At 73.3% G+C, this 13,501-nt stretch carries 13 protein-coding genes; 5 read left to right on the forward strand and 8 right to left on the reverse strand.

Annotated features, from left to right (window positions below; translation table 11 throughout):
- Nucleotides 1-101: 101 nt before the first annotated feature.
- Nucleotides 102-1,646, reverse strand: coding sequence for a DHA2 family efflux MFS transporter permease subunit (locus BKK80_RS32495; protein ID WP_071038947.1), 1,545 nt, complete (start codon nt 1,644-1,646; stop codon nt 102-104).
- Nucleotides 1,647-1,788: 142 nt separating this feature from the next.
- Between BKK80_RS32495 and BKK80_RS32500 the strand changes: the two genes are divergently transcribed.
- Nucleotides 1,789-2,232, forward strand: a complete 444-nt coding sequence (locus BKK80_RS32500; RefSeq protein WP_071018233.1) for a MarR family winged helix-turn-helix transcriptional regulator — start codon at nt 1,789-1,791, stop codon at nt 2,230-2,232.
- Between the two features lie 51 nt (nt 2,233-2,283).
- On the opposite strand, the gene BKK80_RS32505 is transcribed toward BKK80_RS32500, so the two are convergent.
- Nucleotides 2,284-3,771: an SLC13 family permease gene (locus BKK80_RS32505; protein ID WP_071072802.1), complete on the reverse strand. Its 1,488-nt coding sequence runs from the start codon at nt 3,769-3,771 to the stop codon at nt 2,284-2,286.
- A gap of 146 nt (nt 3,772-3,917) precedes the next feature.
- Between BKK80_RS32505 and BKK80_RS32510 the strand changes: the two genes are divergently transcribed.
- Nucleotides 3,918-4,796 (forward strand): AraC family transcriptional regulator, encoded by an 879-nt coding sequence (locus tag BKK80_RS32510; RefSeq protein WP_084545845.1) that lies wholly within the window; start codon nt 3,918-3,920, stop codon nt 4,794-4,796.
- A gap of 31 nt (nt 4,797-4,827) precedes the next feature.
- Here the strand turns inward: BKK80_RS32510 and BKK80_RS32515 are convergent, their stop codons facing one another.
- Nucleotides 4,828-5,238: an FKBP-type peptidyl-prolyl cis-trans isomerase gene (locus tag BKK80_RS32515; RefSeq protein ID WP_071038951.1), complete on the reverse strand. Its 411-nt coding sequence runs from the start codon at nt 5,236-5,238 to the stop codon at nt 4,828-4,830.
- A gap of 161 nt (nt 5,239-5,399) precedes the next feature.
- Here BKK80_RS32515 and BKK80_RS32520 point away from each other — a divergent pair, with 161 nt between their 5' ends.
- From BKK80_RS32520 to BKK80_RS36845, 3 genes are all read left to right on the forward strand, one after another.
- Nucleotides 5,400-6,044, forward strand: coding sequence for a nucleotidyltransferase family protein (locus tag BKK80_RS32520; protein WP_236903863.1), 645 nt, complete (start codon nt 5,400-5,402; stop codon nt 6,042-6,044).
- Nucleotides 6,045-6,263: 219 nt separating this feature from the next.
- Nucleotides 6,264-7,115: an SH3 domain-containing protein gene (locus BKK80_RS32525; RefSeq protein ID WP_071072806.1), complete on the forward strand. Its 852-nt coding sequence runs from the start codon at nt 6,264-6,266 to the stop codon at nt 7,113-7,115.
- Nucleotides 7,102-7,251: a hypothetical protein gene (locus tag BKK80_RS36845; protein ID WP_157128507.1), complete on the forward strand. Its 150-nt coding sequence runs from the start codon at nt 7,102-7,104 to the stop codon at nt 7,249-7,251. The genes BKK80_RS32525 and BKK80_RS36845 overlap by 14 nt, the downstream gene beginning before the upstream one ends.
- Here BKK80_RS36845 and BKK80_RS32530 read toward each other — a convergent pair.
- The 5 genes from BKK80_RS32530 to BKK80_RS32550 all read right to left on the reverse strand — a co-directional run bounded on the left by BKK80_RS32530 (nt 7,248) and on the right by BKK80_RS32550 (nt 13,500).
- Entirely contained in the window at nt 7,248-8,276 is a 1,029-nt protein-coding gene (locus BKK80_RS32530) for an FAD-binding oxidoreductase (protein WP_071018226.1), read from the reverse strand. The genes BKK80_RS36845 and BKK80_RS32530 overlap by 4 nt on opposite strands.
- A 75-nt stretch (nt 8,277-8,351) precedes the next feature.
- Nucleotides 8,352-10,271, reverse strand: coding sequence for a feruloyl-CoA synthase (locus BKK80_RS32535; protein WP_335582969.1), 1,920 nt, complete (start codon nt 10,269-10,271; stop codon nt 8,352-8,354).
- Nucleotides 10,268-11,455: an ABC transporter substrate-binding protein gene (locus BKK80_RS32540; RefSeq protein ID WP_071072809.1), complete on the reverse strand. Its 1,188-nt coding sequence runs from the start codon at nt 11,453-11,455 to the stop codon at nt 10,268-10,270. The genes BKK80_RS32535 and BKK80_RS32540 overlap by 4 nt, the downstream gene beginning before the upstream one ends.
- 75 nt (nt 11,456-11,530) lie before the next feature.
- The gene (locus tag BKK80_RS32545; protein ID WP_071018223.1) at nt 11,531-12,310 is read right to left on the reverse strand and encodes a 2-keto-4-pentenoate hydratase; all 780 of its coding nucleotides are present in this window, start codon (nt 12,308-12,310) and stop codon (nt 11,531-11,533) included.
- A gap of 155 nt (nt 12,311-12,465) precedes the next feature.
- A complete protein-coding gene (locus BKK80_RS32550; protein WP_083384388.1) occupies nt 12,466-13,500 on the reverse strand; it encodes an NAD(P)H-dependent flavin oxidoreductase in 1,035 nt (344 codons plus the stop codon).
- Between the last annotated feature and the right edge of the window lies 1 nt (nt 13,501).

Below are 13,501 nucleotides of genomic sequence, written 5' to 3' on the forward strand. Positions count from 1 at the left end.
CCGCCTGCCCATCCATAGTAGGCGGCAAACAAGACGGCGCCAGCTTCATTGCATATGGCGGAACACCAAGGTCCGCCGCGCCGGCCGCCTGCGGCATGGCGTCAGTCCATCGCCGCGTGCGCGGTGGAGGCGTCCTGCGCCGCATGGCGCGTCGGCCGGATCAGCAGGATCAGCGGCGCCACCAGCAGCGTGGCCACCAGCATCACCTTGAAGTCGTCGAGGTAGGCGATCATCGCGGCCTGCTGGTTCACCACCTGGTTGAGCACGGCCAGCTCGCGCGCGCCGCCACCGCCAGCCAGCATCGATTGCGCGGCGGGGTTGAAGACGCTGACGTGCGCGGCCAGGTCGGCGTGGGCCACCTGGGTATTGCGCGTCAGCAGGGTCTGGATCAGCGAGATGCCGATACTGCTGCCGATGTTGCGCATCAGGCTGTAGGTGGCGGTACCGTCGGCGCGCAGGGCCGGGGCCAGCGTGGAGAAGGTCAGCGCGCTCAGCGGCACGAACACCAGCCCCAGGCCGAAGCCCTGGACGATGCCGGGCCAGACGATGTCGGCCGGCGACAGCACGATGGTGTACTGCATCATCTGCCACAGCGCGAAAGCCGAGATGGCGAAACCCGCGGCCAGCAGCGCGCGCGCGTCGATCCAGCGCAGCAGGCGCCCGGCCAGCAGCATGGCGACCATGGTGCCGGCGCCGCTCGGCGCGGTGACCAGCCCGGTGGTGGCCACGGGATAGCCCATCAGGTTCTGCAGCATCGGCGGCAGCAGCGCGCGCGTCGCGTACATCACCGCGCCGATGACGAAGATGAAGCAGGCGCCGGTGGTGAAGTTGCGGTCCTTCAGCAGTTCGTAGCGGAAGAAGGAACGCGGGCCGGCGGTGGCCGTGTGCACCAGGAAGTAGGCGAAGCTGAGCGCGGCGATCAGCGCCTCGACGCGGATCTCCAGCGAGCCGAACCAGTCGAGCTGCTCGCCGCGGTCGAGCATGGCCTGGAAGGCGCCGATGGCCAGGCTCAGCGTGACGAAGCCGAAGGCATCGAAGCGCATGCTGCGGGTCGGATCGCGCCGCGGCAGGTAGGTCATCACGCCGAACATGGCGAAGGCACCGATCGGCACGTTGATGAAGAACACCCAGCGCCAGTTGTAGCTGTCGGTCAGCCAGCCGCCCAGCGTCGGCCCGAGGATGGGGCCGACCATCACGCCCATGCCCCACACCGCCATGGCCTGGCCCTGGCGCTCGCGCGGGTTGATGTCGAGCAGGATCGACTGCGACAGCGGCACCAGCGAGGCGCCGAAGATGCCCTGCAGCAACCGCGAGGCGACGATCTGCGTGAGCGTCTCGGACAGGCCGCACAGCGCCGAGGCCACCGTGAAGCCGGCGATGGCGATGCCCAGCAGGCGCTTGACGCCGAGCCGGTCCGACAGCCAGCCGGTCAGCGGCGTGGCGATCGCCGCCGCCACGATATAGGAGGTCAGCACCCAGGTGATCTCGTCCTGCGAGGCCGACAAGGTCCCCTGCATGTGCGGCAGCGCCACGTTGGCGATGGTGCTGTCCAGCGTCTGGATCAGCGTGGCCAGCATGATCGACAGCGTGATCATGCGGCGGTTGAGCGGCGCCTCGGGATGCGCCGCCGTGGCCGTGGAAGACATGGGGGGTGTCCGGCGGGAAGGTGAAGGTGCAGGCCTTAATAATAAGCAGGCTTATTATACGCGCAAGCCGGGACCGGACAAGGCAGGCCCCCCCCGGGCCGGCGATCGGGCCCGCCCTGCCCGCCCTCCCTATAATCACGCGATGGAAACGAAACTCGAAAAGCGCTTTGGCTTCCTCGTCGCCGACGTCGGCCGGCTGTCCGGGCGGCGCTTCGACCAGCTGGCGCGCGCCTCGCTCGACCTGACGCGGGCCCAGTGCCGCGTGCTGGCCTACCTGTCGCACTACGGCGAAGTCAACCAGGCCCGCCTGGCCGACCTGCTCGAGGTCGCGCCAATCTCGGCGGCCCGCCTGCTCGACCGCATGGAGGAAGGCGGCTGGATCGAACGCCGCCACAATCCCGCCGACCGCCGCGAGCGCGTGCTGCGCATGACGCACAAGGCCGAGCTGTCGCTGGACAGTGCGCGGCGCCTTGGCGACGCCGTCACCGACGAGGCCCTGGCCGGCTTCAGCCACGCCGAGCGCGAGCAGCTGATGGGCCTGCTGCAGCGCGTGCGCGCCAACCTGTGCGGGGCGGACGAGCCCTGACCCCCGCCCGCCTTTCCCCTGTCTTGCGCACCGCCAGCCGGCGCACCGGCCTCAGTGCAGGTAGCCCAGCACGCGCCACCACAGGTAATCCAGCGGCAGCAGCACCAGCACCGTGATGCCCGCCAGCGCCAGGCACAGGCGCGTACCATGGCGCAGGCCGACGCCGCCCAGTTGCATGGCGATCATGATCGGCGGCGACTGGTAGGGCAGGATCACCGTCGAGAACACCGGCACCTGCAGCATCAGCACCGTCTCCAGCGACAGCCCGCTGGCGGCGGCCAGCTCGCGCGCCAGCGGCGTCATCACCGCCGGCAGGCCCGGCAGCGTGGTCATCAGGCCCAGGCCCGCGCCCACCGCGCCGATGGCCGCCGCATTGGCGGCGTCGTGGCCCGGCGCCAGCGGCAGCCAGCGCAGCAGCGCCGCGCTCACGGCGCTGCCCAGGCCGCTCGACTCGACCACGGCGCCCAGGCCGAGAAAGCCCGCCACGTACAGCAGCGGCGGCAGGTGCACCTGCTCGGCCAGTGCGCGCGGCGACACCAGTCCCACGCCTGGCAGCAGGCAGACGATGCAGGCCGCCAGCGAGATCCAGGCCGGCGAGATGCCGTGCAGCGCATCGGTGGCGAAACCGGCCACGGCCAGCGCCAGCACGATGGCCAGCCGGGTCTCCGCGCGGCTCATCGGCGTGCGCGCGCCTTCCGACTGCGCCAGCAGCGAGCCCTGGTGCGGAAACAGCCGACACACCAGCCACACCAGCACCACCGTCTTGAGCAAACCCAGCACGGGAAAATGCAGCAGCAGGTAGGCGCCGTAGCTGAGGTTGATGCCGTACAGCGAACTGGCCGCGCCCAGCAGCACGCTGTTGGGGATGTTGGCGGGCAGGATGGTGGTCGGCGGCATGTAGCTGGCCGCGGCCACCGTCAGCACCATGCCGATGCGGCCGTTGGAGCCGGGCGCGAAGCCGAGGCGGTCGGCCACCGCCAGCACGATGGGCATCAGCAGCAGCACGCGCCCGGTGGTCGACGGCATCAGGAAGGCAAGCCCGACCGCGCTCACCGCGATGGTGGCGATCAACTGGCGGTAGCCGGCCAGGCGCCGGCCGAACACCACATCCGCCAGCCGCTGCGCCAGGCCGGTGCCGCGCAGCGCCACGCCGGTGGCGGCGCCGCCGAACATCAGCCACCACGCCGGCGAGGCGAAGCCGGAGAACACCACCTGGGCCGGCGCCACGTGGAACAGGATGGCGCACAGGAAGAACAGCAGGGTCGCGGTCGGCTCCGGCAGCACGCCGAGCGCCCAGCAGCAGACGGTGGAGAGCACCAGCGCGGCCGCCCAGACCAGGGGCGCGGCGGCGCCGGCCAGGCTGCCGCCGGCCCAGGCGATGGCCACGCACAGGCCGATCACGCCGGCCGCGCGCAGCGTGTCGGCCGCGCCGCCGCCGGCCGGTGGCGGGCGCAGCGGAGCCGAGGGAGCCGGGTGAGCGGAGGGAGCGGTGGGTGTTGCGGAAGGCGACGCGGCGGTCGCGTCGATCGGGGTGGCCATGGTCGGATCTCCTGTACGGCCCCGGCCGTCCTGCCCGCGCCCCGCTGGCGGCGGCTTCCCGACGGCGGGTGCCAAGCTGATGCACGTGATCCTAGAGCCGCGCGCGATGGCCGGGTTACACTTACCGGGCAATTTCTTACGAATTCATGCCATCCCCCGCCACCCCCTCGCCAGCGGCCGCGCGCAAGCCGCGCCCCGGCTACGCACCGACCTCGCGCGAGCATCCCAGCGCCGCGCAACCGGTGGTCGCCTACCTGCGCGAGCCGCCGCCCAATGCGGTGATCCAGCGGCACCGCCACCCCTGGGCCCAGGTCTCCTTCCCGCTGCACGGCAGCCTGCGCGTGCAGGCCGCGCACTGCGCCTGGGTGGTGCCGCCGATGCGGGCGGTGTGGATCCCGCCCGGCGTGGAGCATGAGGTGACGGTGCTGGGCGACGTGGATTTCTATGCCTGCTATATCGCGCCGCAGGCCTGTACCTTGCCGGCTGGCGCCTGCGCCGTACTGGAAGTGTCGCCGCTGCTGCGGGAACTGGTACGGGCACTGGCCCGGGACGGGCACCTGGCGGGGCGCCGCGGCGAACTGGCCGCTACGCTGCTGCTGGAAGAACTGGCCGCCGCACCGACCCTCTCGCTGGGCCTGGCCCTGCCCGCCGACCGCCGCCTGAAGGCGCTGTGCGATGCCTTGATGGAAGACCCGGGCTCGGCGCTCAGCCTGGCGCAATGGGCCACCCGCACGGGTGCCAGCGAGCGCACGCTGGCGCGGCTGTTCCGGGAGGAACTGCACACCAGCTTCGGCGCCTGGCGCCAGCAGCTGCGGCTGGCGCACGCGATCGACCTGATGAGCCGCGGCAGGCCGCTCGGCCGCGTTGCGGCCGAGACCGGCTACGCCAACGCCAGCGCCTTCTCCACCATGTTCCGGCGCGCGCTGGGCCAGGCGCCGCGCGACTTCATGGCAAGCCGGCAGGCCGACGACACCGGTGGGGCCGGTGGGACCGCCGAGGCCGCCGAGGCCGGGCCAGGCGCGTAGCCCGGCGGCCGCGCGCCGGGCCGGCCGGGGCTCAGCCGCCGATGCCCAGCAGCTCGACCTCGAAGTTCAGCGTGGCATTGGGCGGGATGGTGCCCGGCACACCGCGCGCGCCATAGGCGGTGGCCGGCGGGCAGACCAGCTTGGCCTTGCCGCCTACCTGCATCTTCTGCACGCCTTCGGTCCAGCACGGGATCACGCGGTTCAGCGGGAAGGAAATCGGCTGGCCGCGCTTGTAGGAGCTGTCGAACTCGGTGCCGTCCGGCAGCGTGCCGCGGTAGTGCACCTTGACCGAGTCGGTGGCCTTGGGGGAAGCCCCGCTGCCCTTGACCAGGGTCTGGATGGTCACGCCCGAAGGCAGGGTCTCGACCGGCGCGGCAGGCGTGGCGGCCTGTGCGGCGAAGGCCAGGGAGGCGGTGCAGATCAGCAGCGAAAGACGTTTCATGGAGATTCGGCGTTGTGGATGGAACGGCAGCCGGTGCGCGGCATGCGGATGCAGCACCCGGCGTACAGCGCGGGCAGCGCCGGCCGGCTGGCCTGCCGGCAGTGTACTCGACCGCGCGCGGCGCTTTGCCCGGCGCCCTGCACATGGAAGAATGAGCGCGGATGACAAAGCCCGCCCCGACCTCTCCCCACCAGCTTGCCCTGCCACGCATGCCGAGCGCGCCGGATGATCCCGCCCAGGCCGCCCAGGCCGCCCGCCTGCGCGCCCTGCTGCTGGCCGATGCGCGGCGCCTGGCACTGCTGCGCGCCGCGGCCGCGCTGGCGCTGCCCGACTGCTGGATCGCCGCCGGCTTCGTGCGCAACGCGGTCTGGGACCACCTCGCCGGGCGCGCGCCGGCCCCGCCCGACACGGACATCGACGTCATCTGGTTCGACCGCCCGGCGGCCGGGCCGGCGCACCCCGGCCTTGATCTCGCCCTGGCGCAGCGCTTGCGCGCGCTCGAACCCGCCGCCGACTGGTCGGTCAAGCACCAGGGCCGCATGCACCGGCGCAACGGCGACCCGCCCTATGCCGACGCCACCGACGCCATGCGCCACTGGCCCGAGACCGCGACCGCGACAGGCGTGCGGCTGGGCCCCAGCGGCGATCTGGAGATCGCCGCGCCCTACGGACTGGACGACCTGTTCGCCGGCATCGTGCGGCCGACCCCTGGCTTCCGCACGCGCAAGCGCGACATCTTCGACGCCCGCCTGGCCGCCAAGGGCTGGCTGGCGCGCTGGCCGATGCTGCGCCTGGCAGTGGACTAGGGTCCCGCGTCGCAAGGGCGTCGGCCCGGGCTACCAGGCGGCCACCGGCGGTGCCGGCAAGATCCGGTCACAACTCATACAAAGGCGCATTGGGGTCCACCTCCGCCATGCCTTATGCTGGATAAGACGCCCGCGCCGCCGCGCGGGCGCCGGCTTTCCGCCGCCGGCGGCCGGTTTCCGGCACGCCATGCGGAACAGGCTCTCCGAGGAGGACAACGCATGCGCAAGAACCGACTCGCCCCGGCCGCGCTGGCCGGCCTGGCCGGCCTCGCTGCACTGCTGGCGCAGCCCGGCACCGCCAGCGCCCAGGTGCTCGCCTATACCAACGGCCCGGTGATGATCTATGCCGGCCCCTCGGCCGGCTACCCCGCCGTGGCCCAGCTGGCCCCCGGCACCGCCGTCACCGTGATGGGCTGCGTGAGCGGCTACAGCTGGTGCGACATCGGCGTGTCCAGCCTGCGCGGCTGGGTCTACGGCGGCAGCCTGACCTATCCCTACCAGGGCCGCAGCGTGCCGCTGCTGGGCTATGGCGCCATGATCGGCCTGCCGATCCTGTCCTTCTCGCTGGGCGCCTACTGGGGCGACTACTACCGCGGCCGTCCCTGGTACGGCGACCGCGACCGCTGGTCACGCTACCGGCCGCCCGGCGGCTACGGCCCGCCGCCGCACCCGGGACCGCGCCCGCCGGCCTACGTGCGCCCGCCCGGCCTGCCTCCCGGCCACGCCGGCCCGCTGCCCGGGAGGCCGCCGGGCGGCCATGCCGGCGGGCGACCGCCCGGCCCGGGCCCCGGCGGCTGGCATGGTGGGCCCGGCGGCGGGCACGGTGGCCCGGGCGGCTGGCAAGGCGGAGGTCCGCACGGTGGGGGCGGCCACGGTGGTGGCGGTGGCCCTGGCGGCGGTGGCCCTGGCGGTGGTGGACACGGCGGTGGAGGCGGTGGCCATGGCGGTGGTGGGCACGGTGGCGGCCATGGCGGTGGCGGTGGCGGTGGCGGTGGCGGTGGCGGTGGCGGACACGGTGGCGGCGGTGGTCATGGAGGCGGCGGACACGGTGGCGGGCATGACCGGCGCTGACGCGCGGCCGGCGCGCGGCGCCTTCGGCCAGGCACGCCAGCCGGCCACGCCCGCGCGTGCCGACTCCGAGCGCCTCGGGGCAGCCCGCACCCGGGCGGAGTCGATCCCGGCTATCCAGGCACTGCGGACGACCTAAGCTGCCTGCGCCGCCTCGCGCGGCTCGCAGCGCGTGACGAAGGCATCGCTGTGGAAGCGCGCCGGCGGCAGTCCGTGATCCTGGCAGTAGACGGTGCGCGCCGCGTCCACCATCAGCGGATTGCCGCAGGCATAGACTTCGTGGCCCGCCAGGTCCGGGATATCGGCCACCACGGCCTCGTGCACGAAGCCGGTACGCCCGTGCCAGCCGGGCGCCGGGTCCGACAGCACCGGCACGAAGCGGCAGCCGGGATGGCGCTGCGCCCAGTGCTCGGCCTCCTCGCGTGCATAGAGGTCCTCCAGCCGGCGCCCGCCCCAGTACAGCACGGCGCCGCGCCGCGCCAGCGCGTCGGCCTGGCTGCGCAGCATGGCGGCGATGGGCGCGAAGCCGGTGCCGGAGGCCAGCAGCACGACCGGTGCCTCGCTCTCGGCAAGCCCGAAGGCGCCGAACGGCCCCTCCACGCGCAACAGGTCGCGCGGTTTCAGCCGTTCGTACACATGCGGCGAGAAGCGGCCGCCGGGCATGGCGCGCACATGCCACTCGATCAGCCCGTCCGCGTTAGGTGGATTGGCCATCGAATAGCTGCGCCGGCTGCCATCGCGCAGAATCACGTCGGCATACTGTCCCGCCTTGAACTGGAAGCCGGCGGATGCCGGCAGCTGCAGGCGCACCACCGCCACGTCGTGGCAGACCCGCTCCACCTCCAGCACGCGTGCGCTGGCCTGCACCACGCGGCGGCCGGGCTCGGCCAGCACCTCGGGCGCACGGATCGCCACGTCGGAACGCGGCACGGCCTGGCAGCTCAGGCACTCGTCCGCCGCCAGCGCCGCCGCGCCATCCGGCCGGCGCCCGGGCGCATAGCCGACCTCGCCCGACAGCAGCTGCACGCGGCAGGCGCCGCACTCGCCGCGGCGGCAACTATGGTGCGGGAAATAGCCCTGCGCCAGCGCGGCGTCGAGCAGGCTCTGCCCGGCATCGCACTCGATCTCCACGCCCGCGGGCTCGATCCTGATCCTGTACTTCACGAATGCTCCTTACGGCTTGGTCCTCGCGGCGCGCGCCGGGGCCGGGACCTGCCCGCCGCGGCACGCGCCGTTGCATCATCGCGGCCGGATCACCGACACGCAGTCCGAATACAGCCGCGCCAGGTCGTCGGCGCGGCGCGCCAGCACGGCGCGCTGGTTGATATAGCCCTTGTCGGTGATCTCGCCCTCCTCGATCGACGGCGGCGCCGACAGCAGCACCGCGCGCACGGGCCGCTGCGCCGAGCCCGCGCCCCGGCACAGTTCGGCCAGCACGGCCGCCAGCGCCTCCTGCACGGCCGGATGGCTGCCGAGCGACTTGCCGCACAGCGCGCCGGCCGCGTCGCCGGCGAGCTGCCGCAGCGGCGCCGCGGGGAAGATCATCAGGCCGATCTCGTCGCGGTCGTGGCCGGCCACCACCACGTCCATGGCGTAGGGCGACAGCGCCGACACGGCGCGCACGCGCAGGGTGCCGACCGAGACCCAGGTGCCGGTGGTCAGCTTGAAGTCCTCCGAGACGCGGCCGTCGAAGATGACGCCGCCGTCCGGATCGCCCGGATCGGCCAGCAGGCCGGCGTCGCCCATCTTGTAGAAGCCCTCCTCGTCGAAGGCCTCGCGCGTCTTCGCTTCGTCGCCCAGGTAGCCGGGGAAGATCGACGGGCCGCGCACGCGCAACTCGTACTTCTGCTGGCAGGGCGCGAACTTCAGTTCCAGGCCCGGCACCGGCACGCCGATATTGCGCGTGTCGGTGGTGGCGAAGTGGGCGCTGGTGATCACCGGGGAGGTCTCGGTCGAGCCCCACTCCGTGGTGAAGAACAGCGGCGCCTGGCGCGCGCGCCGCGCCACCGCGCGCAGGCGCTCGGCGATCGGCTGCGGCAGCGCCGCGGCGGCGAAGAACAGCATGTCGAGCCGGCCGAACAGCGCCTCGGCCAGCGCCGGGTCCGCTTCCAGGTAGGGCAGCAGCACGTCGTAGCCGCGCGGCACGTTGAAGAACAGCGTGGGCCGCACCTCGCGGATGCCCTGCATGGTCTGCTCGATGGCGCCGGGCGCCGGGCGGCCGGCGTCGATGTACAGGGTGCCGCCGTTGCGCAGCACCAGGTTGAAGTTGTGGTTGGCGCCGAAGGTATGGCTCCACGGCAGCCAGTCCAGCACCACCGGGCGGGCGCGGTCGACGAAGGGCCAGCACTGCGCGATCATCTGCTGGTTGGCGCACAGCATGGCATGCGTGTTGGGCACCAGCTTGGGCGCCCCGGTGGAGCCCGAGGTCAGCAGCACGCGCGCCACCGTGGCACCGTCGACCGCGGCAAAGGCGGCGTCCACCTCCGGCCCGGGGCGCGCGGCCAGCAGGTCGTCGAAGCTGAGCGCGCAGACGATGCCGCTGCCCGCCGCGCCGCCGCCGAAGGCGACCGGGCAGGCCGGACGCCAGCCGGCGATGGCGCCGCCGTACTGCGCGCCGTCCTCGGCGTAGAGCAGGCCCGGCCCGAGCCGGTCGAGGATGGCATGGAGCTTGGCATGGTCGCGCGCCAGGCGCGTATAGGCCGACGACACCACCGCGATGCGGCGCCCCACGTGCATGGCCGCGAGCGACAGCAGCGCCAGGTTCACGCTGTTGTCGGACAGGGCCACCACCGGCGCCTCGGGCGCCACGCCCAGGTCGAGCAGCGACTGTGCCAGCGCGCGCACCGCCGCCAGCGCCTCGCCGTAGCCGACGCGGCGCCAGCCCGCGCCGCCCGGCGCGCGCTCGGCCAGGAAGGGCTGGTCGGGAGCCACGCGCGCCCAGTGTTCGAGCCAGTCGCCGATGCAGCGGTCGTAGGGCTGCAGCGGCTCGGCCGAACGCAGCACGAAGCTGCCGTCGGCGCGGTCCTCGCGCAGGATGCGGGGCCGTGCCAGCGCCACCGGCATGTCCGGCACCAGCCCTGCGCCGCCGTGCGTGGCAGCGGCGGCAGGAGCCGCAGGGATCGCGGCCCGCAGTGCGGTCTGTGCGGTCTGTGCGGTCATGGCTGCAGCCTCCAGCCACCGTCCTGTACCTTGACCAGCACGCGGCCGCGCGTGTCGTAGGCGGAATGGTCGCTCTTGCCGACGGTGATCACGCCATGCGAGCCGGGCAGGTCGGCGGTGGCCTCGATGGCATCGCGCAGCGCCTGGCGGAATTCCGCGGTGCCGGGCTGGGCGCTCTTGCCTGCCGCCGCCACCGCGCGCTCCAGCACCAGGTAGGCGTCATAGGCGTAGCCGGCGAACAGGTCGCGCGAGCCGGCGCCGTAGCGGGCCTCGTAGCGCCTGACGAAGTCGCTCGCCACCGCCTTGCTGGGATGCGCGGCCGGCAGCTGCTCGGCCACCAGCAGCGCGCCGGCGGGCAGCACCACGCCATCGGCGCTCTTGCCGCCCACGCGCAGGAAATCGTTGTTGGCCACGCCGTGGGTCTGGTAGATCGGTCCCTGGTAGCCACGCTCGCGCAGGGTTCGCATCGGCAGCGCCGCCGGCGTGCCGCTGCCGGCCACCAGCACCGCGTCCGGGCGCGCCGCCAGCAGCTTGACCGCCTGCCCGGTGACGGCCTGGTCGGTGCGCGCATAGCGCTCGCTCGCCACCAGGCGGATGCCGGCCGCCTGCGCGCGCTGCGCCACGTCCTTGAGCCAGGACTCGCCATAGGAATCGCTGTAGCCGATGAAGCCCAGCGTCTTGACCTGGCGCGCGCGCATATCGTCGAACAGGGCCGCCGACATCACCGCCACCGACTGCGGCAGCGAGAAGGCCCACTGCAGCCATTCCGGCTTGGGCACGAAGGGGCACAGCCCGATCGAGGGCGTGCGGCTCTCGGCGGCGACGGCGGCCACCGCCAGGCAGGCCGGCGTGGTGGAGGAACCGACCACCGCGTCCACCTTGTCCTCCTCGATCAGCTTGCGCGCGTTGCGCGACGCCGCCGAGGGATCGGTCGCGTCATCCAGCACCACATAGCGCACCGGCTTGCCGCCCAGCGTCGCGGGCAGCATGCCGATGGCCTGCTTCTCCGGGATGCCGAGCGAGGCGCCCGGCCCGGTGGCCGACACGGTCACGCCGATCGTCACCGCCGCGCCCTTGGGCGCCTGCGCGTGCAGCGGCACGCACCAGGCGGCCAGCGCAAGGGAAAGGCCAAGGGCCAGGGCCGGGGCCAGCCCGGCACGGTGGCCCGCGCGGCGTGGCTGCATGGGGTTCTTCCTGTGTTCAACTCGCATTGCGGTCTCCTCTGGCCCGTTCTGGCGACGGGCGCTTGCGTCCATCGATCAATCGGCCCGGCACTGCACCTTCCCCAGGCCGTCCACCTCCAAGTGCAAGGCATCGCCGCGCGCCAGCGCGAACATCGGTCCCAGCGCGCCCGACAGCACCACGTCGCCCGCGCGCAGCGGCTCGCCCAGCGCAAGCAGCGTGCGCGCCAGCCACCAGGCGGCGTGCAGCGGGTGGCCCAGGCAGGCCGCGCCGCTGCCCTCGGAGGCGGGTTCGCCGTTGCGCGTGAAGCGCATCGCGCAGTCCGCCAGCGCCAGGTCGGTGATGCGGCGCGGGTCCGTGCCCAGCACGTAGAGCCCGCAGGAGGCGTTGTCGGCGACCGTGTCGACCAGCGTGATGCGCCAGTCGGCGATCGCGCTGTCGACGATCTCGATGGCGGGCAACGCGTACTCGACCGCGCGCAGGAAGCGGCCCCAGGTGGGCGCTTCGTCAAGGTCGCGCCCGATCACGAAGGCGATCTCGCCCTCCGCCTTGGGCTGGATCAGCGCGCTGGCCGGGATCTCGGCCCCGCTGACGTACTCCATGTCGGCAAACAGCACGCCGAAGTCCGGCTGGTCGACGCCGAGCTGCTGCTGCACGGCGCGCGAGGTCAGGCCGATCTTCTTGCCGCTGAGCACGCGGCCTTCGGCCAGCGCGCGGCGGGTGTTGGCGGCGGCGACCGCGTAGGCGGCCTCCAGGCCGGCGATGCCGAAGGTCTCGGACACCCGTGCGATGGGCGTGCGGGTGCGGCGGGCCTCATGGAGGGCATCGGCCGCTAGTTGGATGGGCTTGGCTGTCATGCTGTGTCTACCTCTTGGGTTCTGTAGCCGGTCCGGATGCCGGCGCAGTTGCCGGTGCGCATACCGGGACGAATGCGCAGGCGGAAACGGATGCGGAAACGGATGCGGATGCCGTGGCGGGACCCGCGCGGGGGATCGCCCGCGCCACCCGCCGCTCAGGCGGCGAGGCGGGGCCCGGCGGCCCGGGCGTGGCGCTCCAGCAGCGCCGGCAAAGCGCGTGCCTCCTGCCGCAGGCAGTCCGCATAGCCGTCCGCCAGCTCATCGACCACCTGCCGCACCGGCGCCACCGCGCGCACGGCGCCGACGCCGTGCCCGGCCGACCAGACGTGTTTCCAGGCCTTGGGCGCGGCGGCGATATCGCCGGAGAAATCGATCCTGCCCGGCTGCCGCAGCTGCTCCTCGCTGAAGCCGGCGGCCTCCAGCGTGGGGCGCAGCCAGTTGGCGGGCACGCCGGAGACGGCCGAGGACAGCACCAGGTCGTCCATCTCGCTGGCCACCAGCAGGTCGCGGTAGGCCGGCGCGGCCAGGCTCTCGGGCGTGGCGATCAGGCGCGTGCCCACCACCACGAAGTCGGCGCCGAGCAGTTGCGCCGCGCGGATCTGCGCGCCGCTGGAGATGGCGCCGGCCAGGCCGAGCGGGCCGTCCCAGAAGCGGCGCACCGCCTCCAGGAAGGCAAAGGGGTGGTACTGGCCGGTGTGGCCGCCCGCGCCGCTGCTGACCAGCACCAGGCCGTCCACGCCGGCATCGATGGCCTTGCGCGCCAGCGCGGGCGTGATCACATCGGCCATCACCAGGCCGCCGTAGCCGTGCACGCGCTCGAGCACGCGGCGCGGACTGCCCAGCGCGGTGGTCACGATGCCGGGACGGTAGCGCTCGACCAGCGCCATCTCGGCGTCGAAGCGGTCGTAGCTGCTGTGCACGATCATATTGAGCGCCCAGGGCGGGCCGTCGGCCGCCGCGGCATGCGCGGCGATCCGCGCCAGCGCGGTCTCCAGCGCGCCGATATCGCGCGCGTTGGGCGCCGCGTAGGTGCCGACGATGCCGGCGTCGCGGCTGGCGCAGACCAGTTCCGGACTGGACACCAGGAACATGGGCGCGGCCATCACCGGCAGGCGCGCGGCGCCGAAGGCGGCGCGCAGCGCGGCCTGCGCGGCGGTGCCACTGGCGGGCGGGGATTGGGGGGCGGTCATC

This window comes from Cupriavidus malaysiensis (assembly GCF_001854325.1).
GTDB lineage: Bacteria > Pseudomonadota > Gammaproteobacteria > Burkholderiales > Burkholderiaceae > Cupriavidus > Cupriavidus malaysiensis.

What these genes read in the sequence shown, in the direction of transcription:
- BKK80_RS32535 (WP_335582969.1), bottom strand. Translation starts at nt 10,271, where the DNA reads ATGACCGCACAGACCGCACAGACCGCACTGCGGGCCGCGATCCCTGCG.
- BKK80_RS32505 (WP_071072802.1), bottom strand. Translation starts at nt 3,771, where the DNA reads ATGGCCACCCCGATCGACGCGACCGCCGCGTCGCCTTCCGCAACACCC.
- BKK80_RS32500 (WP_071018233.1), top strand. Translation starts at nt 1,789, where the DNA reads ATGGAAACGAAACTCGAAAAGCGCTTTGGCTTCCTCGTCGCCGACGTC.
- BKK80_RS36845 (WP_157128507.1), top strand. Translation starts at nt 7,102, where the DNA reads ATGACCGGCGCTGACGCGCGGCCGGCGCGCGGCGCCTTCGGCCAGGCA.
- BKK80_RS32515 (WP_071038951.1), bottom strand. Translation starts at nt 5,238, where the DNA reads ATGAAACGTCTTTCGCTGCTGATCTGCACCGCCTCCCTGGCCTTCGCC.
- BKK80_RS32540 (WP_071072809.1), bottom strand. Translation starts at nt 11,455, where the DNA reads ATGCAGCCACGCCGCGCGGGCCACCGTGCCGGGCTGGCCCCGGCCCTG.
- BKK80_RS32520 (WP_236903863.1), top strand. Translation starts at nt 5,400, where the DNA reads ATGACAAAGCCCGCCCCGACCTCTCCCCACCAGCTTGCCCTGCCACGC.
- BKK80_RS32550 (WP_083384388.1), bottom strand. Translation starts at nt 13,500, where the DNA reads ATGACCGCCCCCCAATCCCCGCCCGCCAGTGGCACCGCCGCGCAGGCC.
- BKK80_RS32510 (WP_084545845.1), top strand. Translation starts at nt 3,918, where the DNA reads ATGCCATCCCCCGCCACCCCCTCGCCAGCGGCCGCGCGCAAGCCGCGC.
- BKK80_RS32545 (WP_071018223.1), bottom strand. Translation starts at nt 12,310, where the DNA reads ATGACAGCCAAGCCCATCCAACTAGCGGCCGATGCCCTCCATGAGGCC.
- BKK80_RS32495 (WP_071038947.1), bottom strand. Translation starts at nt 1,646, where the DNA reads ATGTCTTCCACGGCCACGGCGGCGCATCCCGAGGCGCCGCTCAACCGC.
- BKK80_RS32525 (WP_071072806.1), top strand. Translation starts at nt 6,264, where the DNA reads ATGCGCAAGAACCGACTCGCCCCGGCCGCGCTGGCCGGCCTGGCCGGC.